The sequence below is a fragment of the Halorussus sp. AFM4 genome (genome assembly GCF_051194995.1).
GTDB lineage: Archaea > Halobacteriota > Halobacteria > Halobacteriales > Haladaptataceae > Halorussus.
Genome location: NZ_JBNTJT010000001.1, coordinates 715,886 through 741,865, shown reverse-complemented (window position 1 = coordinate 741,865; position 25,980 = coordinate 715,886). Strand labels below are relative to the sequence as shown.

The window sequence follows — 25,980 nt, the reverse complement described above, 5'->3', positions numbered from 1 at the left end:
AGGCGTCCGGCCGGGGTTCGTCCCGCTCTCGCACTTGAACCTTCGCACGGATCCGGGAGAAGATCGCATGGTTCGGGGAGTGATAGAATTTTTACAAAACGGCAAAGGGGCCGGCCCGCGTCCGTCTGCGTGACCATGACCGTCATCGCGCTCCTGAGCGTCGCACCGGTCGTCGAGGGCAGCATGGCCGAGGAGGTTGCGAAGGCCGTCGCCGCGCTCGACGACTTCGACGTCTCGTACGAGACCAACCCGATGGGGACCGTCATCGAGGCCGACTCGGTCGACGAGCTGTTCGCGGCCGCGCAGGCCGCCCACGAGGCGGTCGACGGCGACCGGGTGAGCACCTTCCTGAAGATAGACGACAAGCGCACGCGCGAGCAGCATGCCCGCGAGAAGGTCGACGCCGTCGAGGAGGCGCTCGGCCGGGAGGCGAAGCGGGAGCGGTAGCGGGACCACCGAGGCGGCCCGCCGATCGGCGAGGCCGGGCCGACCCCGACTGATAAACTGTTTACGGGGTGACGCCCAACCCACGCCCATGGACAGCCTGAACCGGAACGCGCTGGAGCTCGCCGACGAGGCCCTCGACTTCGCCGAGGAGCTCGACATCGGCGCCCGGGAGCTCGACAACGGGGCGACCGTGCTCGACTTCGGCCACGAGTTCGACGGGGGCGTCGAGGCCGGCCTGCTGCTGGCCGAACTGCAGACCGCCGGGCTCGCCACGGTCCAGACCCGGCTCGACGAGGTGGCCGGCGCGCCGCTCCGGCACGTCGAGCTCACGAGCGACCACCCCGCGCTGGCGCTGCTCTGCTCGCAGAAGGCCGGCTGGGAGGTCGCGACCGACGACTTCCAGGGCCTGGGCAGCGGCCCGGCCCGGGCGCTCGTGGCCGAGGAGGAGGAGTTCGCCCGCGTCGGCTACGAGGACGTCGCGGAGTTCGCGGTGCTGGCGGTCGAGAGCGGCGACTACCCCACCGAGTCGGTCGCCGAGCACGTCTCGGACCTGACGGGCATCGAGCCCGGCAGCGTCTTCCTCGCGTCGGTCCCCACGGCGAGCGTCGCGGGCAGCGTCAGCGTCGCGGCTCGCGCGGCCGAGATGGCGGTGTTCCGGCTCTCGGAGCTGGGCTACGACCCCCTCGACGTGGTGAGCGCCACCGGGTCGGCGCCGGTCGCGCCAGTCGCGGGCGACGAGGAGGCCGCCATCGCCCGCACCAACGACGCGCTGGCGTACGGCGGGCGGGTCCACCTCACGGTCCGCGAGGAGTTCGACCGGTTCGACGAGGTCGTCTCGACCGCCACCGACGAGTACGGCACCCACTTCGCCGACATCTTCGAGTCGGTCGACTGGGACTTCTACGAGGTCGACGAGAGCGTCTTCGCGCCGGCCCAGGCGACCGTCGACGTAATCGGGGGCGACACCCACGTCGTCGGCGAGCGCGACGAGGACCTGCTGGCAGAGAGCTTCGGGCTCTGAGCTCGGGGTGCGACAGCGATGAAGTTCAAACTGGTTCCCGAACCGCCCGCGGACCTGGAGTTCGTGGCCACCGCCCAGCGGGCGGTCCCGCTGGTGCCCGGCAGCGAGGACGACTGCTGCGCCCGGCTGCTCGACCGGACCGACCTGCCGAGCCGCGACGCGGCCCGGACGTGGCTGACCTTCCTGCGGGCGCTGGGGCTGGCCGAGGAGCGGGCGACGGGGTTCACACGCACGCGAGAGGACCCCGACCCCGAACTCCTCCGCGGGCGGTTCCGCGAGAGCGTCTTCGGGGCGGACGCGGTACTGGAAATCCTGGCCGACGCCGAGCAGTCGCTCTCCGCGGACGAGGTCTTCGAGCGGTTCCGCGACGAGGTACCGACGTGGGAGCACCACAAGAACCCGAACTCGTGGGAGGAGATCTGGGGCGAGCGAGTGGAGCGCCTGCTGGACTGGGCGGTGCTGCTGGGACTGGCCGAGGCGGTCGACGGGGAGTACGAGGCCGCGTGACCCGGTCGGATTCGTAACGGCGGAATTCGTGTACAGTCGCGCGGTCAGAGCGTCGCACGGCCGGAACGGTCGCGCGGTCGCGAGCGGATCGGCCGTCTGACGCGTGCTGCGCCATTCAAGTTAAAGATTCGACAGGAATAAGGGGTTCTCCGACGGGGACGGACGTATGCTCGTTGCCCTCCGGCGGACCGCGGTCGGTCTGTACGCCCTGTGGCTCGTCGCCGTCGTGCTGCTGATGCTGGGGCGCTACACGCCGCTTCCGCTGCTTCCCGGCGTCCACTCCGGCGTGGTGCTCGGAGCCGCGGTCCTGACGGTCGTCGGCGCGGGGAAGCTCCTGCGAGACGGCTACCACCGACTCGCGGGGTGAGCGTCCCGGCAGAGCGCTGACCTGTCGACCTCACCGGATCTTCCGGACGTTGCTGACGTCGAAGCCGCCGTCGTGGATCTCGGTCTCGAACCGGACGATGTCCTCGGCCTCCAGCCGCGGGAGGACGCCGCGGAACTCCCGGACGAACATCACCCGGTCGCGCTCGCTGCCGCCGGTCTCCCACTCGAAGGCGATGGTGCCGTCGGCCGCCCCCATCAGGCTCCCCATCTGGGTGTCGGTCATCGCCTCCCGGTTCACGAGCACGAGGATGAGGCCGTTCCACGCCCGGGAGGCCTTCTGGAGGCCCTTGACCAGCAGGGTGATGTCGCTCCAGTCGAGGTGCTCGTTGGGCGCGCGGGCGAGGTCGGTCAGCGAGTCGATGACGACCAGGTTGGCCGCGGCGTGCTCGGTGAGGTACTCGCCGAGCGCCTCCAGCACGCCCCGGCGGTCGCTCCCCCGGCCGAGGTCGGTGATGGTCTGGGTCCTGCGGGTGTACCACTCGCGGGGGATGGCCGAGAGCTGGAAGTACTCCTGGCTGAAGTCGGCGAAGTCCACGGCCTCGACGCCGGCGCGGACGAGCTCCTCGCTCATGGTGAACTCGATCTCGCGCCGGAGCTCGTCGCCGCTGGCGGTGAACGAGACGTAGTGGATGTCCTCGGGCACGGCGGCCCGGTCGTCGACCTCGCCGTAGTGGAGGTCGAACGCCTCGGCGTCGGTGTGGGCCAGCCCGTTGATGGTTGCGGCGGTGTAGCAGAACTCGCGGGCGCCGGCGCCGGCCTCGCCCGCCAGCAGGACCACGCTGCCGGGCGGGGCGCCGCCGCCGATGATGTCGTCGAGCCGGGAGACGCCGAACGGAACTCGGTCCATGTCCGTCCTAAGGCGTCTCGAGCGGGGTGCTTGGGTCTTTCGCCTTCAGCAGCCTCGATGCCGGGAGTTATCGACTCCGACGGCCCGTCTACGCGTCCGTACTCCGGTCGTCCAGCCGGGTCGAGCACCACTGGCAGAAGTCGAGGTCGGCGTCGGCGGGCCGACCGCACTGGGGACACGCCGTGCGGTCATCGTCGTCGTACTCTGCGCCGAACCGCTCGCTCACCGCCAGGAGGTAGGCGTCGACGACGCTGAGCGTGCTGACGGCAACGACGGGGAGCAGTTCGACGAGCGGGAACTGCTCGCCGGTCGCGAGCGCCTGGAGCGCCGCGTCGGGCACGAGGAGGCTGCCGGTCGCGAACACCGCGAGCAGCCACCCGGCCGCCCGCCGCCATCGGCGCAGGTAGAGGTGGCCCAGCCCCGTGACGGCCACGCCCAGCGCCGCGGCGAGCCAGGGTCGCGTGCGAGATTGCGTCCGTCCCATGTGTTTAACTGACCAGTTAGTCACGAATCAATGTTTCGTCGCGCTCCGCCGCGCCGACACCGTCGACGACCGCAGAGCGCCCGCGCGCCCGGCCGACGGTCGCCGCCGACCGACGAGAGCAGAAACACCGCGCTGGCGCCGAGATACACCGCCCCGAGCGCCAGCAGGACGCGCCGGCCGCCGACGCGCGGTAGGTACCCCATCGCACGCTACAAGGGAGCGAGCGCTAATACCGATTTGGATTCGGCGGACTCGCTCGGAGACTCCCGGTAGAACGCTGTGATTCGCCCAACCGAAGGCGATGAACCCCGCTGCCGAGACGAGCGTCAGTCGACGTTCGCCGGCCTGTCGACCGGTTGCTGGTCGACGAGGTAGGAACACCGGCCGCAGATGGCCAACCCCAGTCGTTCCGCCGACTCCCGAGGTAGCACCTCTGCGACGTCGGAGGCGAACCGACTCTCTTCGTTTATCGACCCACAGAGGCTCGCGGTCGCCGCGTCGTTCAGGACGTGATAACAATCGGAGTTTCCCGTCCTGATCTCGTGTGCGACGGCGACTTTCATACCCTCCTCTCCGTGGCTGACGTACAGAACAGCGACCGGAGCAGCGGTAGTTCGTTCTGGTTGTACTGTGCCCACTTCATCGGGGACGGTTCGCCCCAGTCGCGGACGGTCTGACTGCGAGCGTCGTATTCGATGAGGCTGGTCTCCGCCAGTTTCGGCAGGTGGTTGTGGTGGAGGCGCGTTCGGAGCCGTTCGTGCGTGATCTCGTTCGACCGCTCTCGGTCCCCCGCGTCCGTGTGTGTTTGCTCGGCGATGTAGCGGGCTATCTCGTCGAGTGTGACGACGTCTGACTCGGCTGCGTCGAGATAATAGAGCGTATAGCGTCGGTGTCTGTCGGCCAAGAGCCGAAACAGTTGGTCGAGCTCTCTCCCGGTTTCACCGCCACGTTCGCTGAACATATCGTCAGACACCTTGGCGGAGACTAACACGAGAATCTGGATAAAGATTGTTGCATCCGCAACTAGCTGGTTGTGGATTTTAGCTATTCTACGTGTGGATATCGTTTATTTGCCAGTATTACTCTTGGAATATCGGCGTCGACTAGCTAGAACTCGAGGTCACCGAACGCTTGGAAGTGATGCGCGACGACGATCTCCGAACTGAGGATCTCGAGACCGAGATCGTTCAGCTCCTCGGTGATGGCGGTCAAATCGCGGGTGTTGCGGGCGATGACCTCGATGAAGAGGTTGCGCTGGCTGGTCATCATCTCCCGGACGTCGATGACGCCCTCGACGGAGAGGGCGTCTGCGCCCAGTCGCGCCCGCTCGTCGGTCGAGACAGTCGCCACGAAGATCACGCGAAGCTGGTAGCCCGCTTTCTCGTAGTTGATGATCGGTTGGTAGGCCTCGATAACGCCGGTCTCTTCGAGGTTCGCGATGCGATTCCGAACGGTGCTGGCAGAGACCTCGACCTCCTCGGCGATTTCGTGGGCGGTACTGTTCCGGGCGTCCCGCTGGAGTGCGTACAGTATGCCCCGGTCGACGTCATCGAGTGCATAGTCGAGCGTCTCGGCGTCTTCTCTGACCATGTACTACTCTATCCAGAGCCGTATCCATGAGTATTGGCCGACGGACGGGTGACGACTCCGGTCGACGAGACACCGTCTCCAGCGGGTTCGTCGCTCCATCGCGGTGTCCCGAACCGTGTCGGCGTCGCACGGATCTCCGAAGAACGGGCGAACTGCGGTAACCGGGCTACGCGGAGTCTGAAAGCGGAGAAGTGCGCCGGCTGGGATTTGAACCCAGGTTGCGACCATGGCAAGGTCACGTGATACCACTACACTACCGGCGCCCTGCGACTGCATTTCCAGATAATGCCCGGCCACTAAATAAGGCTTCCGAAACGCACGAGAATCGGGGGACGGTGGCACGGTTCAAGCTTCGATTTCCGCCGGCACGGGCTTTGTGACCCGCTCCCACTCCCTGACGGAAAGCGGCACCCTTTTAAGAACCAAGCCGGTACGATTCGCTACAGTCTAGTGACGGGGCGTCGAAGCGTCACGGTATGACCGTCAGCGTACTCGTTCCGTCATCCCTCGTCCGGGAAGCCGAGGACAAACGCGAGGCGACTCGCAAGCTCGGCTACGTCGCCCGCGCGGCGATCGTCTTCCGGGCCGACCGCCTCGTGGTCTTTCCGGACCGCGACGGCGAGCGGAAGTGGGGTGGCGGGTTCGTAAGCACCGTACTGGAGTACGCCGCGACGCCGCCCTACCTCCGAAAGGAGGTATTCGGCAAGCGGGACGAACTGGAGTACGCGGGCGTCCTGCCGCCGCTCCGCGCCCCCTCACTGACCGGCTCCGAATCGAACGGTTCGGGGTCGTTAAGACAGGGAATCGTGACCGAGGTCGGACCTGAAGGGCGCGTTCGGGTCAATTGCGGACTGCAACACCCGATCTCCCTCGTCGCACCGCCAGAAATGGCGGTCGGCGAGGGGGAGCGCGTTACCGTCAGGATCTCTTCGCGAAGTCCGGTCCGCGCGAAACTCGTAGACGAGCCCGTTCCGGGCCTGTCGGTGACGCGCGCGGACCTCCCGGCGGCACTCGACCGCGACGACGCGGGCGTCCGCATCGCGACGTCCCGCCACGGGGTCGAGCTGACGACCCGGCGGCTGACCGACGTGGTCGGCCGCGTCGACCGCGACGGCATGACCGTCGCGTTCGGCTCACCGGGTCGCGGGCTGCCGGAGATGCTCGACCTCCCGACCGACTCGCTCGACCACGGATGGCCGAGCGACGACCGGGAGGACGGGGCGGACGCGGAGTCCGGAGTCGAACACGGCGCACCCGGCCGGTTCGACCTCTGGCTGAACGCGGTTCCGAATCAAGGCAGCGACGTCGTGCGAACCGAGGAGGCGATGTTCGCCGCGCTCGGCTGCCTGAACCTCAACGAGAAGTGATACGATGCCAGAAACAAGCAGACCACGCAAAGGTTCGATGGGCTTCGGCCCCCGCAAGCGCGCGTCCAGCGAGGTGCCGCGCTTCAACTCGTGGCCCGACGGCGACGGCAACCCGTCGCTCCAGGGCTTCGCGGGCTACAAGGTCGGCATGACCCACGTGGTGATGGTCAACGACGAGTCCGACTCCCCCCGCGAGGGGATGGAGGAGACCGTCCCCGTCACCATCGTGGAGACGCCGCCGATGCGGGCGGTCGCCCTGCGAGCCTACGAAGACACGCCGTACGGCAAGAAGCCGCTGACGGACGTGTGGGGCGACGAGTTCCACGACGACCTCTCGCGCACGCTCGACGTGCCGGAGGACCACGACGCCGACGCCGCCGAGGACGAACTGCGCGAGGCAGTCGAGAACGGCGACGTCGCCGACGTCCGCGTCGTGACCCACACCGTCCCTGACGAGATCCCCAGCGTGCCGAAGAAGAAGCCCGACGTGATGGAGAGTCGCGTCGGCGGCGGGTCGCTCGGCGACCGCGTCGACTTCGCGCTGGACCTGCTCGCCGACGGCGGGGAGCACGCCATGAACGACGTGTTCCGCGCGGGCGAGTACATGGACGTCAGCGGCGTCACGAAGGGCAAGGGGACGCAGGGTCCCGTCAAGCGATGGGGCGTCCAGAAGCGGAAGGGCAAGCACGCCCGCCAGGGATGGCGCCGGCGGATCGGCAACCTCGGTCCGTGGAACCCGTCCCGGGTCCGCTCGACGGTGCCCCAGCAGGGCCAGACCGGCTACCACCAGCGCACCGAACTCAACAAGCGCCTCATCGACCTGGGTGAGGGCGACGACGTCAACGTCGACGGCGGCTTCGTCAACTACGGCGAGGTCGACGGTTCGTACGCGCTGGTCAAGGGGTCGGTCCCCGGTCCGAACAAGCGGCTCCTGCGCTTCCGCCCGGCCATCCGGCCGAAAGACCAGCCGCGCCTCGACCCCGAGGTGCGGTACGTGAGCACGGAATCGAACCAGGGATAATCTATGCAGGCTACAGTACGAAACCTCGACGGCGAGGAAGACGGCTCCGTGGACCTGCCGGACGTCTTCGAAGAGACCGTCCGGCCGGACCTCATCAAGCGGGCCGTGCTCGCCGCGCAGGCAAACCGGAAGCAGGACTACGGCGCCGACGACTACGCCGGGATGCGCACCTCGGCGGAGTCGCCCGGCAGCGGCCGCGGGATGGCCCACGTCCCCCGGGCGAACGGCCAGGCGGCCCGCGTGCCCCAGGCCGTCGGGGGTCGCAAGGCCCACCCGCCGAAGGAAGAGAAGGACCGGACGCTCGACATCAACACGAAGGAGCGCAAGAAGGCGGTCCGGTCGGCCGTCGCCGCGACGGCCGACGCCGACCTCGTGGCCGAGCGCGGCCACCGCTTCGACGAGGACCTCGACCTGCCGCTGGTCGTCAGCGACGAGTTCGAGGACCTCCTGAAGACGAACGAGGTCGTCTCGTTCCTCGAAGCGGTCGGGATCCACGCCGACGTCGAGCGCGCCGAGGAGAACAAGTCGGTGCGGGCCGGCAAGGGGACGACCCGGGGTCGGAAGTACAAGACCCCCAAGTCGATCCTGTTCGTGACCAGCGACGAGCCCTCGAAGGCCGCCCGCAACCTCGCGGGCGCGGACGTCGCGACCGCACACGAGGTCAACGCCGAGGACCTCGCGCCCGGCACGCACCCCGGACGGCTCACCGTCTGGACCGAGAGCGCCCTCGAGGAGGTGGCCGACCGATGACGTCGGTCATCGAGTACCCGTGGGTGACCGAGAAGGCGATGAACGAGATGGACTTCGAGAACAAGCTCCAGTTCATCGTCGACCTCGACGCCGAGAAGCCCGAGATTCAGGCGGAGATCGAGGACCAGTACGACGTCACCATCGAGAAGATCAACACGATGGTCACGATGAACGGCGACAAGAAGGCGACCGTCCGGCTCTCCGAGGACGACGACGCCCAGGAAGTCGCCTCGCGAATCGGGGTGTTCTGACACATGGGACGACGAATCCAGGGACAGCGACGCGGGCGGGGCGGCCCGACGTTCCGCGCGCCGTCGCACCGATACAAGGCGGACCTCACGCACAAGAAGCCCGAAGACGTCGACACCGTGGCCGGCACGGTCGTCGACATCGAGCACGACCCGGCCCGGAGCGCGCCGGTCGCCGCCGTCGAGTTCGAGGACGGCGAGCAGCGCCTCATCCTCGTGCCCGAGGGCGTCGGCGTCGGCGAGGAGATCCAGGTCGGCGTCAGCGCCGAGATCAAGGAGGGCAACACCCTGCCGCTGGCCGAGATCCCGGAAGGGGTCCCGGTCTGCAACGTCGAGCGCCAGCCCGGCGACGGCGGCAAGTTCGCCCGCGCCTCCGGCGTGGCCGCGAACCTGGTCACCCACGACCGCGACGCCGCGGTCGTCGAACTGCCCAGCGGCGAGGTCAAGCGGCTCTCGCCCGACTGCCGGGCGACCATCGGCGTGGTCGCCGGCGGCGGCCGGACCGAGAAGCCGATGGTGAAGGCCGGCAACAAGTACCACAAGATGAAGGCCCGCGGCACCAAGTGGCCGAACGTGCGCGGCGTGGCGATGAACGCCGTCGACCACCCGTTCGGCGGCGGGGGCCGCCAGCACCCCGGCAAGCCCAAGTCCGTCTCGCGGAACGCGCCGCCGGGACGGAAGGTCGGGGACATCTCGTCCCGGCGCACGGGACGGGGAGGCAACTAGCATGAGCGAAGGCGAATACCGAACCGGCCGCGAGGGTGAGTTCACCTTCCGCGGTCACACGCTCGACGAGCTGCAGGACATGAGCCTGGACGAAGTCGCGGAACTGCTTCCCGCACGGCAGCGGCGAACCATCGAGCGCGGCCTGTCCGCCCAGCAGGAGAAGCTGCTGGCGGAGGCCCGCGAGGCCACCGAGGAGGAGACGGCCAACGACCCGATCCGAACCCACCTCCGGAACATGCCGGTCCTCCCCGAGTTCGTCGGCCTGACGTTCGCGGTGTACAACGGTCAGAGCTTCGACCGCGTGTACGTCGAGCCGGAGATGCTCGGCCACTACCTCGGGGAGTTCCAGCTGACCCGCCAGCAGGTCGAACACGGACAGGCCGGCATCGGCGCGACTCGCTCCTCGAAGTTCGTGCCACTCAAGTGATACCATGGGAATCAGTTACAGCGTCGAGACCGACCCGGACACCACCGCCAAGGGGATGCTCCGGGAGCGGCACATGAGCCACAAGCACAGCAAAGCCATCGCCCGCGAGATCAAGGGCATGACCGCCGCCGAGGCCACCGAGTACCTCGAGGCGGTCGTCGACGGCGAGCGGTCGGTGCCGTTCAAGTCCCACAACAGCGGCGTCGGCCACCGGAGCGACATCGACGGCTGGGACGCCGGTCGCTTCCCCGAGAAGGCCAGCGAGGCCTTCCTCGACCTGATCGAGAACGTCGTCAACAACGCCGACGAGCAGGGCTTCGACGGCGAGTCGATGGAGATCATGCACGTCGCCGCCCACAAGGTCGGCGAGGTCCAGGGCCGCAAGCCCCGGGCGATGGGACGGGCGAGCGCGTGGAATACGCCCGAGGTAGACGTCGAACTCGTGCTCGAGGAGGTCGAAGAATAATGGCAGACGAACAGGAGTTCATCGACCAGGGCCTGCAGCGGTCCCAGATCGACGAGTTCTTCGCGAACGAGCTGGGCCGCGCGGGCTACGGCGGCATGGAGATGGCCCCGACGCCGATGGGCACCCAGATCGTGCTCAAGGCCGAGAAGCCCGGGATGGTCATCGGCAAGGGCGGCAAGAACATCCGGAAGATCACGAGCCAGCTCGAGGAGCGGTTCGAGCTCGACGACCCCCAGATCGACGTCCAGGAGGTCGACGAGCCGGACCTCAACGCCCGCATCGTCGCGGACCGGCTGGCCAACGCGCTGGAGCGCGGCTGGTACTTCCGGAAGGCCGGCCACACGACCATCGACCGCATCATGGACGCCGGCGCGCTCGGCGCCGAGATCGTCCTCTCCGGGAAGGTCACGGGCGCCCGCTCGCGCGTCGAGAAGTTCAACCGCGGGTACATCAAGCACAACGGCGAGCCCGCCGAGGACATCGTCGACCACGGCCAGGGCGTCGCGGTGCTCAAGCTGGGCACCATCGGCGTCGACGTGAAGATCATCCCGCCGGGCGCCGACCTGCCCGACGACTTCGAGGTCTCGGAGGACGCCGACGTCGAGGAGATCGCCCCCGAGGCCGTCGAGGCCAACGAGCAGGCCGGCGTCGAGGAGCTGCTCGAGGAGCCGACCGACGAGGAGCTCGAGGAGCTCCGCGAGGACGAGGACGCGGGCGAGGAGCCCGCCGAGGCCGGCGAGGAGCAGATCGACGAGGAGGTCGTCGAGGAGGTCATCGAGGACGAGACCGCCGAGTCCGAATCCGAGGCCGAGGCGGACGAGGAGTCCGACCAGTCGGCCGAGGAGGAGCTCGACGAGCTCGAGGAAGAGGTCGAGCAGGAGGCCGAGGAGCTGATGGACGAGATGGAAGGCGACGACGAGGAGGGTGAGCAGTAATGGCGATCCTGCACACCGAGGAGATCCGCGACATGACTCCCGCCGAGCGGGAGTCCGAGCTCGAGGACCTCGAGACCGAGCTCCTCAACGCGAAGGCCGTGAAGGCGGCCGGCGGGGCCCCCGAGGACCCCGGCCGGTTCAAGGAGCTGCGCCGGACCATCGCGCGGATCAAGACGGTCCAGCGCGAGGAAGGCGACCTCGAAGACACCGACGAAGAATAACCCAACCATGCCACTCACACCCGAGACGCTGACGCGACACGAGCTCAACGGACTCCACGTCCGCGTCGCCGACGCGGCGAACCCCGACCTCGTGGGTATCGAGGGCCGGGTCGTCGCCGAGACGCTGGGCACGTTGAGCGTCGCGTCCGCCGACCGGGTGCGACAGGTGCAAAAGCAGGGCTCGACGTTCGAGTTCGCGCTCACAGATGAAGCCGCCGTTCCCGCGAGGGAATCGGGGACCGCGTCCGAACGTGGGTCGGAAACTGCCGGAGTCCGCTCCGGTCAGTCTGGCCCTCGCGAGGGCGTGGCCTACGTTACGGTGGATGGCGCGCGACTGCTCTCACGACCCGCACTGCGCACCGAGAAGGCAGGTGACTCTCAATGGCAATAGGACTGAACGTATCAGAGCCGGAGGGGACCTGCTCCGACGAGAACTGTCCGTTCCACGGAACGCTTTCCGTGCGCGGCCAGACCCTCGAAGGAGAGGTCGCCTCCACAGACATGGACAAGACCGTGATCGTCGAGCGCGAGTACGACGTTCCGGTTCCGAAGTACGACCGGTACATGAAGCGCCGGTCCCGCGTCCCGGCCCACGCGCCGGACTGCATGGAACTGGAAGTCGGCGACACGGTCCGTATCGCAGAGACCCGACCGCTGTCGAAGACCAAGAGCCACGTCGTCGTCGAGCAGTTCGAGACGACGCGGAGCTTCGGCGCGGGCGGCACCGAACACGGCGAACCGTCGGGCGAGACGACGGCCGGGAACGTGACCGAGGGGTCCGCGTCCGACCGGCAGCCCGAAACCCAGACCGAGGGCGACGAGCCCGACGTCGGAGGTGACGACTGATGGAGGCGCTGAAGGCCGACGTCACGCAGGGGCTCGAGAAGGGCTCGCTGCTCACCTGCGCCGACAACACCGGCGCGCGCGAGGTGAAGGTCATCAGCGTCTCGGGCTACTCCGGCACCAAGAACCGCCACCCGAAGGCGGGCATCGGTGACAAGGTGACCGTCTCGGTCACCAAGGGGACCCCCGAGATGCGACGGCAGGTGCTGGAGGCGGTCATCGTCCGCCAGCGCAAGCCCATCCGGCGCCCCGACGGCACCCGCGTCAAGTTCGAGGACAACGCGGCCGTCATCATCGACGACGTCGAGGAACCGCGCGGGACCGAGATCAAGGGTCCCATCGCGCGGGAGGTCGCCGAGCGGTTCGGAAGCATCGCGAGCACCGCTACGATGATAGTATGACTCAGCAACCACGCAAACAGCGAAACCAGACCGAGCGCGCCCCGCTCCACGAGCGACACGAGCAGGTCAAGGCGACGCTCGCCGACGACCTCCGCGAGGAGTTCGACGCCCGCAGCGTCCGCGTCAACGCGGGCGACACCGTCGAGGTGATGCGCGGCGACTTCGCCGGCGAGGAGGGCGAGGTCATCGACGTCGACCTGCGCGACGCGGTCGTCCGCGTCGAGGACGTGACCGTCGAGAAGGCCGACGGCGAGGAAGTGCCCCGGCCGCTCGACGCGAGCAACCTCCGGGTCGTCGACCTCGACCTCGAGGACGACCGGCGCGAGGCGCGCCTCCGAGGTGATGAGGAATGACGAAACACCAGAAGCGACTCTCCGTTCCGAAGTCCTGGCCGGTCGAGCGAAAGACCGAGACCTTCACCGTGAAGGCCGACGCCGGCCCCCACGGCGAGGAGGGCGTCCCGCTGCTCATCCTGCTGCGGGACGTGCTGGGCTACGTCCAGTCCCGGAAGGAAGCCCGATACGCCCTCGATCAGGGCAACGTGCTGGTCAACGGCGACGAGAACGTCGCCGAGGACCGGCCCATCGGGATGTTCGACATCGTCGCGTTCACCGAGCGCGAGGAGTACTACCGGGTGTTCCCCGACGAGGGCGGTCGGCTCGCGCTGACCCCCATCGACGCCGACGCCGCGGGCAGCAAGCTCGGCAAGATCGAGGACAAGACCAAGGTCGCCGGCGGCCGGACCCAGCTCAACCTCCACGACGGGCAGAACCTGCTCGTCGAGGACGACGAGTACGGTTCGGGCGACTCCATCGTCGTCGACAACGAGGACAACGAGGTCGTCGCCCACTTCCCCTACGAGGAGGGCAGCCTCGTGACCGCGGTCCGGGGCGCCCACGCGGGCGACGTCGGCGAGGTCGCCGAGATCCAGGTGACGCCGGGCAGCGGCTCGAACAACGTCATCGTCGAGCGCCTCGACGGCGAGGGCACCTTCGAGACGGTCGAGGAGTACGTCGTCGTCATCGACGAGAACTTCGTCGGCGGCGACGAGGCCGACGAAGCTGACGGAGGTGAGGCCGCATGAGCGAAGCAGACGCCGACTTCCACGAGATGCGCGAGCCGACCGTCGAGAAGGTCGTCGTCCACATGGGCGTCGGCGAGGGCGGCCGCGAGCTCGCGGACGCCGAGGAGATCCTCGAGGACGTCACCGGCCAGCAGAGCGTGCGGACGCTCGCGAAGGCGACCAAGCCGGAGTTCGGCATCCGCGAGGGCGACCCCATCGGCGCGAAGGTGACCCTCCGCGACGAGGACGCCGAGGCGTTCCTCGAGAAGGCGCTCCCGCTCGCCGACATCGCCGCACGTCAGTTCGACGAGACCGGCAACTTCAGCTTCGGCGTCGAGGAGCACACCGAGTTCCCGAGCCAGGAGTACGACCCGAACGTCGGCATCTACGGGCTCGACGTGACGGTCAACCTCGTCCGGCCGGGCTACCGCGTCAGCAAGCGCGACAAGGTGACCCGGTCGATCCCGTCGAACCACAAGCTGAGCGCCGAGGACGCCATCGCGTACCTCGAAGCGAACTACGACGTGGAGGTCGAACGATGAGCGAAAGTGAAACAGACTCCGAGGCGACCGGCGAGCACGCCGCCAAGCGCACCGGCCAGATGGAGGAGTGCCAGCGCTGCGGCCGCAAGCAGGGCCTGGTCGGGAAGTACGACATCTTCCTGTGCCGGCAGTGCTTCCGCGAGATCGCCCGGAGCATGGGATTCAAGAAGTACCGATAATCATGGCAGGAAACGATCCGCTGGCCAACGCGCTCTCGGGCATCGACAACGCCGAGAGCGTCGGTCACCTGGACCACACGGTACAGCCCGCCTCGAACGAGATCGGCAGCGTGCTCGAGGTCTTCTACGACCGCGGGTACATCGACGGCTTCGAGTTCGTCGACGACGGCAAGGCCGGGAAGTTCGAGGTCGAACTGAAGGGCGCGATCAACGAGTGCGGCTCGGTCAAGCCCCGCTACTCGGCGGGCGCCGACGAGTTCGAGAAGTGGGAGAAGCGGTTCCTCCCCGCCCGCGACTACGGGGCGCTCGTCGTCACGACCAGCCGCGGCGTCATGAGCCACTACGAGGCCCGCGAGGAGGGCGTCGGTGGCCAGGTCATCGCGTACGTCTACTAGAACAATGACACGAATCGAACTCGAAATTCCGGACGACGCGACCGCCGAGATCGACCACCTCGACCTGACCGTCGAGGGGCCGGAGGGGTCGGTGACCCGACGCCTCTGGTACCCCGACGTCTCGGTCACCGTCGAGGACGGCAACGTGGTCATCGAGACCGACGCCGACGACGCCAAGACCAACGCGACCGTGGGCACGTTCGAGAGCCACGTTCGCAACATGTTCCACGGCGTGACCGAGGGCTGGGAGTACACCATGGAGGTGTTCTACTCCCACTTCCCGATGCAGGTCCGCGCCGAGGGCGACGAGGTGGTCATCGAGAACTTCCTCGGCGAGCGAGCGCCGCGACGGACGAACATCCACGGTGACACGACCGTCGAGGTAGACGACGAGGTCCTCACCCTGAGCGGACCGAGCATCGAGGACGTCGGCCAGACGGCCGCCGACATCGAGCAGCTCACCCGCGTGCAGGGCAAGGACACCCGCGTCTTCCAGGACGGCGTCTACATCACCGAGAAACCCCAGACGGGAGGTGTCTAACGCATGGCAGACGACGAACCCCAGGAGCTCGAGGACATCAGCGGCGTCGGCGCGAGCAAGGCCGACGCGCTCCGCGACGCCGGCTACGAGTCCGTCGAGGACGTGAAGGCGGCGACGCAGGACGACCTCGCCGAGGTCGAAGGCATCGGGAACGCCCTGGCGGCCCGCATCAAGGCCGACGTGGGCGGGCTCGAGGTCGAGGAGGAGACCGAGGCCGAGATCGAAGAGGAAGAGCCGGAGGAGCCCGAAACCGAGGAGGCCGAGGCGGCCGAGACCGAGCTCCGGCCCCGCGGCCTGGTCGAGAAGACCCCCGACCTCACCGAGCGCGAGGAGGAGCTCCTCCAGCAGCGCAAGCGGGTCGGCAAGCCGCAGTTCAACCGGCAGGACTACCACAAGAAGAAGCGGACGCCGACCTCGTGGCGCCGCCCGCGCGGCAAGCTCAGCAAGCAGCGCCGCGGCGTCAAGGGCAAGGGCCCGAAGGTCGAGGCCGGCTTCCGGACCCCGACCGAGGTGCGCGGCAAGCACCCCAGCGGCTTCGAGGAGGTCCGCGTCCACAACGTCGACGACCTCGACGGCGTCGACGGCGACCGCGAGGCGGTCCGCATCGCCTCGAAGGTCGGCGCCCGCAAGCGCGAGCGCATCGAGGAACAGGCCGAGGAGAACGGGATCCGCGTCCTGAACCCGACCTACGTCGAAGTGGAGGTCGAAGAATGACTGACCTGAGCGCACAGAAGCGACTCGCCTCGGACGTGCTCGACGTCGGCGAGAGCCGCGTGTGGTTCGACCCGGAGGCCCAGGCCGACATCGCCGAGGCCATCACCCGGGAGGACATCCGCGAGCTCGTCGACGAGGGCACGATCCGCGCCGAGGAGGAGAAGGGCAACTCGCGCGGCCGCGCCCGCAAGCGCAAGGCCAAGCGCGACTACGGCCACCAGAGCGGCCCCGGCTCCCGGAAGGGCAAGTCGGGCGGCCGCCAGCAGCGGAAGGAACAGTGGCAGCAGACGATCCGCGCGCAGCGACGGAAGCTGCGCGAACTCCGCGCCGAGGGTGAGATCACCCAGTCGCAGTACCGCGACCTCTACGACAAGGCGAAGGGCGGGGAGTTCCGCAGCGTCCAGTACCTGCTGAACTACATCGAGAACAACTACTAACCATGGCAACAGGACCACGATACACGGTGCCGATGCGCCGTCGCCGCGAGGTCCGGACCGACTACCATCAGAGGTTGCGCCTGCTGAAATCGGGCAAGCCCCGGCTGGTCGCTCGCAAGAGCAACAAGCACGTCAGGGCGCAGCTGATCACGATGGGTCCGGAGGGCGACGAGACAGTCGCGAGCGCCTTCTCGGGCGATCTCGCGGACTACGGCTGGGAGGCCCCCACGGGCAACCTCCCGGCCGCGTACCTCACGGGGCTGCTCGCGGGCAAGCGAGCGCTCGACGCCGGCCTCGACGAGGCCGTGCTCGACATCGGCCTCAACACCGCGACGCCGGGCGGCAAGGTGTTCGCGGTACAGGAGGGCGCAATCGACGCGGGGCTCGACATCCCCCACAACGACAGCGTGCTGGCCGACTGGTCGCGCAACCGCGGCGAGCACATCGCCGAGTACGCCGAGCAGCTCGACGAGCCGCTGTACAGCGGGGAGTTCGACGCCACGGAACTACCCGAGCACTTCGACGAAGTGCGCGAGACCATCATGGAGGACTAACCTATGTGTGCTAACCACGACGGCTGGGAACCCCAGACCCGTCTCGGCCGCAAGGTCGCCGAGGGCGACATCGACACGATGGAGGAGGCCCTCAACTCCGGGCTCCCGCTGAAGGAGCCCGAGCTGGTCGACCAGCTGCTGCCGGGACTCGAGGACGAGGTGCTGGACATCAACATGGTCCAGCGCATGACCGACTCCGGTCGCCGCGTGAAGTTCCGGTGCGTCGTCGCCATCGGCAACCGGGACGGCTACGTCGGCTACGCCGAGGGCCGCGACGACCAGGTCGGCGGCGCCATCCAGAAGGCCATCGAGATCGCGAAGCTCAACCTGATCCGGGTCAACCGCGGCGCCGGGTCCTGGGAGGACCGCAGCGAGCGCCCCCACTCGCTGGCCCGCCGGACGACCGGCAAGGCCGGCAGCGTGGAGGTCGAACTGATCCCGGCGCCGACCGGGCTCGGCCTGGCGGCGACCGACACCGTCCGGAAGATCCTGGAGCTTGGCGGGGTCGAGAACGCCTGGACCAAGAGCCACGGCAACACCCGGACCACGCTCAACCTGGCGAAGGCGACGTACAACGCCCTGGAGAACGCCGCGGAGTCCCGCGGTCCCCGGGGCCGGACCGACTTCAGCGAGGAGGTGGCCGACTGATGAAGGCGGTCGTCCAGCTCCGCGGCGAGGTCGACATGGACGGCAGCACGCAGGACACGCTGGAGATGCTGAACCTCCACCGCGTGAACCACTGCACGCTGGTGCCCGAGACCGACGCCTACCGCGGGATGATCACGAAGGTCAACGACTACACCGCGCACGGCGAGCCCAGCCGGGACGTCCTGGAGACGGTGCTGCGCAAGCGCGGCGAGCCCCTCGAGGGCTCGGCCGACGTCGACGACGAGTGGGTCGCGGACAACACCGACTACGACGACGTGGCCGACCTGGCCCGGGCGCTGCTCGACGAGGAGACGACCCTGCGCGAGCAGGGCCTCTCGCCGGTCCTCCGGCTCCACCCGCCCCGCGGCGGCCACGACGGGCTGAAACACCCCACCAAGGAGGGCGGCCAGCTCGGCAAGCACGAGACCGAGGAGATCGATTCGCTGCTCAAGGCGATGCGATAACAATGACGGACAAGAAACGACGACAGCGCGGCTCTCGCACGCACGGCGGCGGCAGCCACAAGAACCGGCGCGGCGCCGGTCACCGCGGCGGCCGCGGCCGCGCGGGTCGCGCCAAACACGAGTTCCACAACTACGAACCGCTCGGCAAGCACGGCTTCTCGCGACCGGACAAGGTCAAAGAGGAGGTCCTGACCGTCACGGTCCAGAAGCTCGACGAGGACGCGGCCCTGCTGGCCGCCGACGGCGTCGCCGAGGAGACCGACTTCGGCTACCGCCTCGACGCCCGCGACGTCGTCGAGGACGGCTGGGACGCCGACGCCGTCAAGGTGCTCGGCGACGGCCAGGTCCGCAACCAGCTCGAAGTCACCGCCGACGCCTTCTCGGCGAGCGCGGTCGAGCTCATCGAGGAGGCCGGCGGCGACGCCGTCCTCAGCGACCGCGGCGAGGAGGCCGAGGACGACGAGGACGAGGCCGAATCGGCCGACGAGGAGTAGCGACGTAGCTGCGGGGTTCGTTCTCCCGTCCTTCCGTCGGACGTCTCACAGACTGATTTTCACGATGACCCGATTCCGCGGCGCAGACCCGGGTCTGTCACTCGTTTCTGGTCGGTCGCCGGACGGTGTTCGCCTCCGGCCGCCGGACGGTGTTCGCCTCCGGCCGCCGGACGGTTCCGCCGCCTCGGACCGGCAGACGGCGGTCGTCGCCCCGGGCCGCCGGAGATGATCGTCACGCCGAACCGCCAGGAGGCCGCTGGAGGGCCACCGGAGCGGACCCGGCGCGGTCGCTCGACCGGACTGCCGGCAAGGCGACCGGTGCGCGCGGAAATCGGGTGAAACGTTTATCAGCCCCACTCCGCTATACGTAGTATGACGTACGATACCGTCGTCTTCGACAACGACGGTGTCCTCGTCGGTCGCACGAGCTTCGACGTCCTCCGCGACGCTACGCTGGAGACGTTCTCGCAGTTCGGCGTGACCGACCCGGACCCCGACCACATCGACGACATGACCGTGGGAGCGACCCCCGGCCGCGTCGCCGAAGTCTGCAACGAGTACGACCTCCACGCCGAGACGTTCTGGCAGGCGCTCGACGCCACCGCCTCGAAGGCCCAGCAGCGGGAGGCCCGCGAGGGCCGCAAGACCCCCTACGACGACATCCACACCCTGGCCGACCTCGACGTCTCGATGGGCATCGTGAGCTCGAACCAGCAGGAGACGGTCGACTTCCTGCTCGACCACTTCGACGTCGGCCACCACTTCGACACCGCCTACGGCCGCGAGGCGACCATCGAGAGCCTCGACCGCCGGAAGCCCGACTCCCACTACATCGACCGGGCGTTGGCCGACCTCGACGCCGACACGGCGCTGTTCGTCGGCGACAACGAGTCGGACGTCCGGGCGGCCGAGAACGCCGGCATCGACTCGGCGTTCATCCGGCGGCCCCACCGGACCGACTGGGAGCTGAACGTCTGGCCCACGTGGGACATCGAGTGCCTCGACGACCTCCACCGGGTCTGCAGCGGCTGAAAGCCACTCCATTCGGAAGGCGGCTTTCAGATTCGTAGTGACGACCGAAGCGAGGTCCCCGAAAGCCCTCGCTCCGTGCAGAGCCGGAAGCAACGCGACAGCAGTGTCCCCGAAAGCCCCCGCCCGGTCGCGGTCGTCGTCCGAGAGAGCGAAGCTCTCTCGTGATCACGAAAGACGCGAAGCGTCTTTCGAACGACTCGGCGACATATCCTCGGCTCACCTCCGGTTCGCCTCGGATAGGGGTCGCTGAGACGACCACGACGAGCGCGGGCCACGCTCGCCCTCTCAGTCCGCCAAGGATGCCGGTCGGGTCGCCGAGCCCTCGCTACGCCGGCGGTTCGTCCGGTCGCGGCAGGTCGTACGTCTCCCGGAGGGTGTCGGCGAACCGCCCGCCCTTCCGGAGCGCGATGGTGACGGCGACGAACCGCCCGTCGGCGGGCCGCAGGACGAACACCTCGCGGGGCGCCGGGCCCTCCCGCTCGTTCACCCTGTCGACCAGCGGCTCGACCGGGCGGATCCCGTCGCGGAACGCCTCGAACGTCCCGTTGCGCTCGTCCTCGGCGAACACGTAGAGGACGCCGTTGACCTCGCTGTCGGTGTTCCTGGTCACGCGACTGTTCACGGCGTCGCCCGCGGCGCGGGCGTCGTTCCACGCGTCCCTGGCCGCCTCGAACATCGGGTCGACGTCGTCGCCGAACGCGTACAGCGTCGGGCGCACGACGGACGCCGACCGGACCGTCGGTTCGGCGGTCGACCAGTCGAGCTCCGCGTCGACGAGGTAGCCCGGCCGGAGGTCGGCGACCGGCGCGCCGTGGCCGGCGTCGGCGGTGACGACCGGCTCGTACGTCTCGCGGTCGAGCAGTCGGAGCCGGCCGTCGCCTGGCGCGGCGAGCACGCGGTGGGTCGCCTCGTCGCCGGCCGGGTCGACGTCCCCGTCGGTCGCGTCGGCGGACTCGCCGCCCGGCCGGTCGACGCCCTCGCCGGCCCGGTCGGCGCCCCCCTCGCCAGCGGGGACGTCTCCCGGTATGGGGTCGGTCATGCGTCCGGCTACGGACTACCCGCGGGAAAAGGCCTCGCATCGCCGCGCCGGCCGGTCGGTCGGGGGCGTCTCGGGGCGGCGGTCCGGCCCCGACCCGGACGCGGCGGCGGCTTCGCATGGGGCCGCTTCACACGCACGCCGTGGTTCAAAGCGAAGCACATACAAGCCCCCATCAGGTGTATGCAGATACATGAGTTGGAAAGAAGCCGCAGAACCAGTACTCACCCGGATGCCGTCGGTGAGGCGTCCGGAGGGCCACGTCCCGTTCAAGCGGAAGCTTGGATGGACGGCGGGCGTGTTGGTTCTGTATTTCTTCCTCACGAACGTCTACCTGTACGGGATCAACGTCGGCGGTGGCGGAGACGCGTTCGGGCAGTTCCGCTCGATTCTCGCGGGCGGACAGGGAACCATCCTCCAGCTGGGCATCGGTCCGATCGTCACGGCGAGCATCGTCCTCCAGTTGCTCGGCGGCGCGGACCTGCTCGGCCTCGACACCGACGACCCCCGCGACCAGGTGCTCTATCAGGGCCTCCAGAAGCTGCTGGTGGTCGTGATGATCTTCCTGACGGGTCTGCCGATGGTGTTCGCCGGCGGCTTCCTCCAGGTCGACCAGCAGGTCGTCCAGAGCCTGGGGATCGGCACGGCGGGCGTCCAGTGGCTCATCTTCGCCCAGATCGCGGTCGGCGGCATCCTCGTCCTGTTCATGGACGAGATCATCAGCAAGTGGGGCGTCGGCTCCGGCATCGGGCTGTTCATCATCGCCGGCGTGAGCCAGAAGCTGCTGGGCGGCATGTTCGCGTGGCCCGGCCTCCCGGGCCAGACCGGACTGCTCCCGACGTGGATCGCCATCCTCACCGGGAGCGCCCAGAACGTCCCCTCGCTGCTGACCGGTAACGGCATCCAGTACCTGCTCATCGGCGGCGGCAACCTGCTGGCGCTCGTCACGACGCTGCTCATCTTCGGCATCGTCGTGTACGCCGAGAGCGTCCGGGTCGAGATCCCGCTGAGCCACGCCCGCGTGAAGGGCGCCCGGGGTCGCTTCCCCGTCAAGCTCATCTACGCCAGCGTCCTGCCGATGATCCTGGTCCGCGCGCTCCAGCAGAACATCCAGTTCCTGGGCCGCATCCTCTACAGCCAGCTCGGCCCGGGCGGCATGCCCGACTGGCTGGGGACCTACGGGACGAACGCCCAGCCGACGGGCGGGCTGTTCTACTACCTCGCGCCCATCCAGGCCCGCGGGCAGTGGATGTGGTGGACCGGCGCGGTCACCCAGGAGCCCTGGCAGGTCATCGTCCGGGTGCTCATCGACCTGACGTTCATGGTCATCGGTGGCGCCATCTTCGCCATCTTCTGGGTCGAGACCACCGACATGGGCCCGGAGGCGACCGCGAAGCAGATCCAGAACTCCGGGATGCAGATCCCCGGCTTCCGCCAGAACACCGGCGTCATCGAGAAGGTGATGGAGCGGTACATCCCGCAGGTCACCGTCATCGGCGGCGCGCTGGTCGGGCTGCTGGCCGTGCTCGCCAACATGCTTGGCACCATCGGCGGCGTCTCCGGCACCGGCCTGCTGCTGACGGTCTCCATCACGTACAAGCTCTACGAGGAGATCGCCGAGGAGCAGCTGATGGAGATGCATCCGATGATGCGCGAGATGTTCGGCGGGTAAGGCGGACCGCCGACACGCGAGCTACCTTCGGGCGGTTCCGGGCTGTCGGTCGGCCCTCGCGACCGCCTCCGCTGTTCTGTCGCGATTCGTCCTCCGAGCGGACCGGTTCAGACCACCGGCTGGGAGAGCCGTGAGCGGCGTCGCGGACCCGGATCGCGTGGTAGTTACCGCCGCTGTCAGTTGGTGAGTGCAGCAACCTTTTGCCCGCTCGGCCACTGTCTGCACACAGAATGAGAGACGGAACAAGCGGGCCACGGGACTGCGGTCGCACGGTAACGGGAGGGGTTTTCCGTGAGTGAGCACGCGTCCCCGACCGCTCCCGTGGAAGAGCCCGTGACGCTCGAGACGGGCCTCGAGGCGTTCCAGTCGAGCCCCGAGTTCCACGGTCCCGTCGAGGAGCTAGACGGCCACGACTGCAACGACCACTTCGCCCACGTCTACGAGACGCCCGCGGAGAAGTTCGAGGCTGCGGTCCCGTTCGTTCGCCACGGCCTCGACCGCGGCGAGCAGATCGCGTACGTCGTCGACCAGAGCACCGAGGACGAGGTGCGGACGACGCTGCGAGACGCCGGCATCGACGTCGAGGCCGCGCTCGACTCGGGGGCGCTGACGTTCTACACCGTCGACGAGACCTACCTCCGGGACGGGTCGTTCGACCCCGACGAGATGATCCGGTTCTACGCCGACGCGACCGCCGCGGCCACCGAGGAGTTCGAGGCGCTCCGGCTCGTCGCCGAGATGTCGTGGATAAGGGAGGACGCGACGACGGTCGAGCAGTTGATGGAGTACGAGTCGAAGATCAACGACCTGTTCGACACCGAGGACGTCCTCGCCATCTGCCAGTACGACCGCGACCTGTTCGCTCCGGAGGTCATCAACAACATCGTCCGGACCCATCCGCATCTCATCTACGACGGCGCGGCCTGCCACAACTTCTACTACACCCCGCCCGAGGAACTGTTCGGCGACGACGACCTCGCCCGCGAGAACGAGCGGATGCTCCGGACGCTCCGCGATCGGACCGAGGCGAAGGCCGAACTCCAGCGGCGCGACCGGTTCCTGCAGGACCTCTACGAGATCACCGCGAGCCAGGACCGCTCGTTCGAGGCCAAACTCGACGCCCTGTTCGAACTCGGCTGCGAGCAGTTCGACGTCGACTTCGGATTCCTCAACCGCGTCGACACCGACGGCGACCGCCTTGAGGTCGAGTACGCAAGCGGCGACCACGAACACTACGAGGTCGACACCGAGCTCCCGCTGTCGGAGACGTACTGTCAGGCCGCCGCGGACATCGAGGCGGCCGCCGGCATCGCGGACCCCGCGGCCGAGGGCTACGACGACCGCCTCGTCTACGAGGAGTTCGGCGTCGAGGGGTATCTCGGGATCTACGTCCCGGTCGAGGGCGGCGCCGACCGCACGCTCGCCTTCGTTCCCGGCGAGGACCGGAACGTGGCGTCGTTCTCCGAGCAGGACCGCAGGTACATCGAGCTGATGGGCCAGTGGGTCGGCTACGAACTGGAGCGCCGGGAGCGCGAGCGCGAGCTCCGTGAACGGACGGAGTATCTACGTGCGCTCGTCGAGACGGCGCCCGAGTGCATCAAGACCGTCGCCCCGGACGGCACCCTCCTCCAGATGAACCCCGCCGGGCTGGACATGGTGGAGGCTCCCGAGGAAGCGGCCGTGACCGGCGAAAGCGTCTACGACCTCATCGCCCCCGAGGACCGCGAGCGGTTCCGGGAGTTCAACGAGCGGGTCTGCAGTGGCGAACGCGAGACCCTGGAGTTCGACATCGTCGGGTTGGACGGGACGCGCCGCCACATGGAATCGCACGCCGCACCGCTCGAACGCCCGGACGGCGAGACCGTCCACGTCGCGCTGACCCGCGACGTGACCGAACAGAAGGAGCGGGAAGCCGAGCTCCGCCAGACGAAGACCAAGTTCGAGACGGTGTTCGAACAGAGCAACGACGCCATCTTCCTGATCGACCCCGAGGCGAACGGCTTCGTCGACGCGAACTCGGCGGCCGCGGAGATGCTCGGGTACACCCGTGACGAACTCGCGTCACTCCACCCCTCGGACGTTCATCCGGACGAGTTCCAGCAGTTCCAGGCGTTCCTCGAGGAGGTTCTCGAGACGGGGTCGGCGTGGAGCGAGGACCTCCACTGCCGGACCAGGGACGGCCGGAACCTCTCGGCCGAGGTATCGGCGTCGGCGATCACGCTCGACGGCCGCGACCTCGTGCTCGCGAACGTCCGGCACATCGAAGAGCGCAAGAAGCACGAGCGGTACCAGCGGGAGCTGTACGACATCGTCGCCGATTCGCGGGCGTCGTTCGAGGAGAAGCTCGACGGGCTGCTCCAGCTGGGGCGCGAGCGATTCGGCCTCGAGAACGGCTACTTCAACCGGGTCGACGACGACGAGTTCGAGGTCGTCGCCGCCATCGGTCCGCACGAGATGATCGAGCCGGGCGCGGTGGACACGCTCGCGGGGACGTTCTGCGAGACGCACCTCGACTCGTCCGTCCCGCTCGCCGCCGCGGACGTGGCCGACGCGGGGCTCGACTACCTCCCGGCCCACGAGGAGTACGGGCTCGAGGCGTACTTCGCCGCGACGGTCCACGTCGGCGGCGACCGGTACGGCACGCTGTGCTTCGCGAGCGAAACGCCGCGGGAGAAGCCGTTCACCGAGGCCGAGCGCACGTTCCTCGACCTGATGGCCCAGTGCGTGAGCTACGAGCTCGAACGCGACCGGCGCGAAGCGCAGCTCGAGAGCAAGAACGACCGGCTCGAATCGTTCGCGAGCCTGCTCGCCCACGAGCTCCGGAACCCGGTCACCATCGGCCAGATCTACAGCCGCCAGCTCCCCGCCGATGCCGACGCCGAGGCGGTCGAGTACGTCACCGAGGCGTTCGACCGCATCGAGAACATGGTCGACGTCCTGCTGATACTCACGCGGGGCCGCGATGCCATCAGCGAGCGGACTCCGGTAGACCTCGCCGACATGGCCCGCAAGGGGTGGGACACCGTGGAGGCGCCCGATGCCGCGCTCGACGTCGAGCTCGACCGCACCATCGAGGCCGACGAGACGTACGTCCGGCACCTGTTCCGGAACCTGCTCGAGAACGCGGTGGAACACGGCGGTCCCGACGTGACGGTCAGGGTCGGCGACCTCGAAAACGGGTTCTACGTCGCCGACGACGGCGACGGTATCCCGCCCGAGGACCGCGACGCGGTGTTCGACGAGGGGTACACGACGACCGCGGACAACGGCGGGACCGGCCTCGGGCTGGCGTTCGTCCGGAAACTCGCCGAGGTGTACGAGTGGGACGTGTCGGTCACCGAGAGCGAACGCGGTGGCGCCCGGTTCGAGTTCCGCGACCTCGGCTGAAGCGGTCGGAGTCGGTACCGCGGTCCGGTCCGGTCCCGATTTCGGCCCGGAGCCGGCCGCGATGCGGCCGTGCCTGGCTACCGTTGCACGGGCTGTTCGGCGAGTGAGCGAGCGGCCCGAGTCCGACGACACTG

General features: G+C 68.5%; 36 protein-coding genes, 1 tRNA gene and 1 pseudogene. 31 read left to right on the top strand and 7 right to left on the bottom strand.

What is annotated here, in order from left to right; all coding sequences use genetic code 11:
* Positions 1-135: 135 nt before the first annotated feature.
* The 4 genes from ACQUQF_RS03860 to ACQUQF_RS03845 all read left to right on the top strand — a co-directional run bounded on the left by ACQUQF_RS03860 (position 136) and on the right by ACQUQF_RS03845 (position 2,342).
* The gene (locus ACQUQF_RS03860; protein WP_435175891.1) at positions 136-447 is read left to right on the top strand and encodes an MTH1187 family thiamine-binding protein; all 312 of its coding nucleotides are present in this window, start codon (positions 136-138) and stop codon (positions 445-447) included.
* 88 nt (positions 448-535) lie between these two features.
* Complete coding sequence (gene mch / locus ACQUQF_RS03855; protein WP_435175889.1) at positions 536-1,468, top strand: methenyltetrahydromethanopterin cyclohydrolase; 933 nt, start codon at positions 536-538, stop codon at positions 1,466-1,468.
* A gap of 18 nt (positions 1,469-1,486) precedes the next feature.
* The gene (locus ACQUQF_RS03850; protein ID WP_435175887.1) at positions 1,487-1,975 is read left to right on the top strand and encodes a hypothetical protein; all 489 of its coding nucleotides are present in this window, start codon (positions 1,487-1,489) and stop codon (positions 1,973-1,975) included.
* Between the two features lie 166 nt (positions 1,976-2,141).
* Positions 2,142-2,342, top strand: coding sequence for a hypothetical protein (locus tag ACQUQF_RS03845; protein WP_435175885.1), 201 nt, complete (start codon positions 2,142-2,144; stop codon positions 2,340-2,342).
* 30 nt (positions 2,343-2,372) lie between these two features.
* On the opposite strand, the pseudogene ACQUQF_RS03840 reads toward ACQUQF_RS03845, so the two are convergent.
* The 6 genes and pseudogenes from ACQUQF_RS03840 to ACQUQF_RS03815 form a co-directional block, all read right to left on the bottom strand.
* Positions 2,373-3,227: pseudogene (locus tag ACQUQF_RS03840) on the bottom strand (RAD55 family ATPase); the annotation flags it as partial.
* 70 nt (positions 3,228-3,297) lie between these two features.
* On the bottom strand, positions 3,298-3,693 hold the full coding sequence (locus ACQUQF_RS03835; protein WP_435175883.1) for a DUF7575 domain-containing protein: 396 nt from the start codon (positions 3,691-3,693) through the stop codon (positions 3,298-3,300).
* 326 nt (positions 3,694-4,019) lie between these two features.
* Complete coding sequence (locus ACQUQF_RS03830; RefSeq protein WP_435175881.1) at positions 4,020-4,256, bottom strand: hypothetical protein; 237 nt, start codon at positions 4,254-4,256, stop codon at positions 4,020-4,022.
* A complete protein-coding gene (locus ACQUQF_RS03825; protein ID WP_435175879.1) occupies positions 4,253-4,666 on the bottom strand; it encodes a DUF7344 domain-containing protein in 414 nt (137 codons plus the stop codon). The genes ACQUQF_RS03830 and ACQUQF_RS03825 overlap by 4 nt, the downstream gene beginning before the upstream one ends.
* A 134-nt stretch (positions 4,667-4,800) precedes the next feature.
* Positions 4,801-5,283, bottom strand: a complete 483-nt coding sequence (locus ACQUQF_RS03820) for an Lrp/AsnC family transcriptional regulator (protein ID WP_435175877.1) — start codon at positions 5,281-5,283, stop codon at positions 4,801-4,803.
* 192 nt (positions 5,284-5,475) lie between these two features.
* Positions 5,476-5,546: transfer RNA gene (locus tag ACQUQF_RS03815), tRNA-Gly, on the bottom strand.
* Between the two features lie 213 nt (positions 5,547-5,759).
* Between ACQUQF_RS03815 and ACQUQF_RS03810 the strand changes: the two genes are divergently transcribed.
* From ACQUQF_RS03810 to ACQUQF_RS03690, 25 genes are all read left to right on the top strand, one after another.
* Positions 5,760-6,650, top strand: coding sequence for a putative RNA uridine N3 methyltransferase (locus ACQUQF_RS03810; RefSeq protein ID WP_435175875.1), 891 nt, complete (start codon positions 5,760-5,762; stop codon positions 6,648-6,650).
* 4 nt (positions 6,651-6,654) lie between these two features.
* Positions 6,655-7,671, top strand: a complete 1,017-nt coding sequence (gene rpl3p / locus ACQUQF_RS03805) for a 50S ribosomal protein L3 (RefSeq protein ID WP_435175873.1) — start codon at positions 6,655-6,657, stop codon at positions 7,669-7,671.
* 3 nt (positions 7,672-7,674) lie between these two features.
* Entirely contained in the window at positions 7,675-8,421 is a 747-nt protein-coding gene (gene rpl4p, locus ACQUQF_RS03800) for a 50S ribosomal protein L4 (RefSeq protein ID WP_435175871.1), read from the top strand.
* A complete protein-coding gene (locus ACQUQF_RS03795; RefSeq protein WP_435175869.1) occupies positions 8,418-8,672 on the top strand; it encodes a 50S ribosomal protein L23 in 255 nt (84 codons plus the stop codon). Before rpl4p ends, ACQUQF_RS03795 begins: the two co-directional genes overlap by 4 nt.
* A 3-nt stretch (positions 8,673-8,675) precedes the next feature.
* Complete coding sequence (locus tag ACQUQF_RS03790) at positions 8,676-9,395, top strand: 50S ribosomal protein L2 (protein WP_435175867.1); 720 nt, start codon at positions 8,676-8,678, stop codon at positions 9,393-9,395.
* A gap of 1 nt (position 9,396) precedes the next feature.
* Positions 9,397-9,822: a 30S ribosomal protein S19 gene (locus tag ACQUQF_RS03785; protein WP_435175865.1), complete on the top strand. Its 426-nt coding sequence runs from the start codon at positions 9,397-9,399 to the stop codon at positions 9,820-9,822.
* Between the two features lie 4 nt (positions 9,823-9,826).
* Positions 9,827-10,288, top strand: a complete 462-nt coding sequence (locus tag ACQUQF_RS03780) for a 50S ribosomal protein L22 (RefSeq protein WP_435175863.1) — start codon at positions 9,827-9,829, stop codon at positions 10,286-10,288.
* Complete coding sequence (locus tag ACQUQF_RS03775; RefSeq protein ID WP_435175861.1) at positions 10,288-11,223, top strand: 30S ribosomal protein S3; 936 nt, start codon at positions 10,288-10,290, stop codon at positions 11,221-11,223. The genes ACQUQF_RS03780 and ACQUQF_RS03775 overlap by 1 nt, the downstream gene beginning before the upstream one ends.
* Positions 11,223-11,444: a 50S ribosomal protein L29 gene (rpmC, locus tag ACQUQF_RS03770; protein ID WP_276279470.1), complete on the top strand. Its 222-nt coding sequence runs from the start codon at positions 11,223-11,225 to the stop codon at positions 11,442-11,444. The genes ACQUQF_RS03775 and rpmC overlap by 1 nt, the downstream gene beginning before the upstream one ends.
* Positions 11,445-11,451: 7 nt before the next feature.
* Positions 11,452-11,835, top strand: coding sequence for a ribonuclease P protein component 1 (locus tag ACQUQF_RS03765; protein WP_435175859.1), 384 nt, complete (start codon positions 11,452-11,454; stop codon positions 11,833-11,835).
* On the top strand, positions 11,826-12,290 hold the full coding sequence (locus ACQUQF_RS03760) for a 30S ribosomal protein S17 (RefSeq protein WP_435175857.1): 465 nt from the start codon (positions 11,826-11,828) through the stop codon (positions 12,288-12,290). Before ACQUQF_RS03765 ends, ACQUQF_RS03760 begins: the two co-directional genes overlap by 10 nt.
* Positions 12,290-12,688 (top strand): 50S ribosomal protein L14, encoded by a 399-nt coding sequence (locus ACQUQF_RS03755; protein ID WP_435175855.1) that lies wholly within the window; start codon positions 12,290-12,292, stop codon positions 12,686-12,688. The genes ACQUQF_RS03760 and ACQUQF_RS03755 overlap by 1 nt, the downstream gene beginning before the upstream one ends.
* Positions 12,685-13,041 carry a 50S ribosomal protein L24 gene (rplX, locus tag ACQUQF_RS03750; RefSeq protein WP_435175853.1) on the top strand — a complete coding sequence of 119 codons (357 nt, stop codon included), beginning with the start codon at positions 12,685-12,687 and terminating at the stop codon, positions 13,039-13,041. The genes ACQUQF_RS03755 and rplX overlap by 4 nt, the downstream gene beginning before the upstream one ends.
* The gene (locus tag ACQUQF_RS03745) at positions 13,038-13,772 is read left to right on the top strand and encodes a 30S ribosomal protein S4e (protein ID WP_435175852.1); all 735 of its coding nucleotides are present in this window, start codon (positions 13,038-13,040) and stop codon (positions 13,770-13,772) included. The genes rplX and ACQUQF_RS03745 overlap by 4 nt, the downstream gene beginning before the upstream one ends.
* Entirely contained in the window at positions 13,769-14,293 is a 525-nt protein-coding gene (locus tag ACQUQF_RS03740; protein ID WP_435175850.1) for a 50S ribosomal protein L5, read from the top strand. Before ACQUQF_RS03745 ends, ACQUQF_RS03740 begins: the two co-directional genes overlap by 4 nt.
* Complete coding sequence (locus ACQUQF_RS03735; RefSeq protein WP_435175848.1) at positions 14,290-14,472, top strand: 30S ribosomal protein S14; 183 nt, start codon at positions 14,290-14,292, stop codon at positions 14,470-14,472. The genes ACQUQF_RS03740 and ACQUQF_RS03735 overlap by 4 nt, the downstream gene beginning before the upstream one ends.
* Positions 14,473-14,474: 2 nt before the next feature.
* Positions 14,475-14,867, top strand: coding sequence for a 30S ribosomal protein S8 (locus ACQUQF_RS03730; RefSeq protein WP_435175846.1), 393 nt, complete (start codon positions 14,475-14,477; stop codon positions 14,865-14,867).
* 4 nt (positions 14,868-14,871) lie between these two features.
* A complete protein-coding gene (locus tag ACQUQF_RS03725) occupies positions 14,872-15,408 on the top strand; it encodes a 50S ribosomal protein L6 (RefSeq protein ID WP_435175844.1) in 537 nt (178 codons plus the stop codon).
* A 3-nt stretch (positions 15,409-15,411) separates the two neighbouring features.
* Positions 15,412-16,122 (top strand): 50S ribosomal protein L32e, encoded by a 711-nt coding sequence (locus ACQUQF_RS03720; RefSeq protein WP_435175842.1) that lies wholly within the window; start codon positions 15,412-15,414, stop codon positions 16,120-16,122.
* Positions 16,119-16,559, top strand: a complete 441-nt coding sequence (locus ACQUQF_RS03715; RefSeq protein WP_435175840.1) for a 50S ribosomal protein L19e — start codon at positions 16,119-16,121, stop codon at positions 16,557-16,559. The genes ACQUQF_RS03720 and ACQUQF_RS03715 overlap by 4 nt, the downstream gene beginning before the upstream one ends.
* 2 nt (positions 16,560-16,561) lie before the next feature.
* Positions 16,562-17,113 carry a 50S ribosomal protein L18 gene (locus tag ACQUQF_RS03710; protein ID WP_435175838.1) on the top strand — a complete coding sequence of 184 codons (552 nt, stop codon included), beginning with the start codon at positions 16,562-16,564 and terminating at the stop codon, positions 17,111-17,113.
* Positions 17,114-17,116: 3 nt separating this feature from the next.
* Positions 17,117-17,761, top strand: coding sequence for a 30S ribosomal protein S5 (locus tag ACQUQF_RS03705; protein WP_115797429.1), 645 nt, complete (start codon positions 17,117-17,119; stop codon positions 17,759-17,761).
* Positions 17,761-18,225, top strand: a complete 465-nt coding sequence (gene rpmD / locus ACQUQF_RS03700) for a 50S ribosomal protein L30 (protein WP_435175836.1) — start codon at positions 17,761-17,763, stop codon at positions 18,223-18,225. Before ACQUQF_RS03705 ends, rpmD begins: the two co-directional genes overlap by 1 nt.
* Positions 18,226-18,227: 2 nt before the next feature.
* Complete coding sequence (locus ACQUQF_RS03695; RefSeq protein WP_435175834.1) at positions 18,228-18,719, top strand: uL15m family ribosomal protein; 492 nt, start codon at positions 18,228-18,230, stop codon at positions 18,717-18,719.
* A gap of 372 nt (positions 18,720-19,091) precedes the next feature.
* On the top strand, positions 19,092-19,751 hold the full coding sequence (locus ACQUQF_RS03690) for an HAD family hydrolase (RefSeq protein ID WP_435175832.1): 660 nt from the start codon (positions 19,092-19,094) through the stop codon (positions 19,749-19,751).
* Between the two features lie 325 nt (positions 19,752-20,076).
* Here ACQUQF_RS03690 and ACQUQF_RS03685 read toward each other — a convergent pair whose 3' ends face one another.
* On the bottom strand, positions 20,077-20,790 hold the full coding sequence (locus tag ACQUQF_RS03685; RefSeq protein ID WP_435175830.1) for a DUF6663 family protein: 714 nt from the start codon (positions 20,788-20,790) through the stop codon (positions 20,077-20,079).
* 190 nt (positions 20,791-20,980) lie between these two features.
* On the opposite strand from ACQUQF_RS03685, the gene secY reads away from it, so the two are divergent.
* Both secY and ACQUQF_RS03675 read left to right on the top strand, forming a co-directional pair.
* A complete protein-coding gene (gene secY, locus ACQUQF_RS03680) occupies positions 20,981-22,459 on the top strand; it encodes a preprotein translocase subunit SecY (RefSeq protein WP_435175828.1) in 1,479 nt (492 codons plus the stop codon).
* Positions 22,460-22,750: 291 nt separating this feature from the next.
* Positions 22,751-25,846 carry an MEDS domain-containing protein gene (locus ACQUQF_RS03675; protein ID WP_435175826.1) on the top strand — a complete coding sequence of 1,032 codons (3,096 nt, stop codon included), beginning with the start codon at positions 22,751-22,753 and terminating at the stop codon, positions 25,844-25,846.
* The last annotated feature ends 134 nt before the right edge of the window (positions 25,847-25,980 follow it).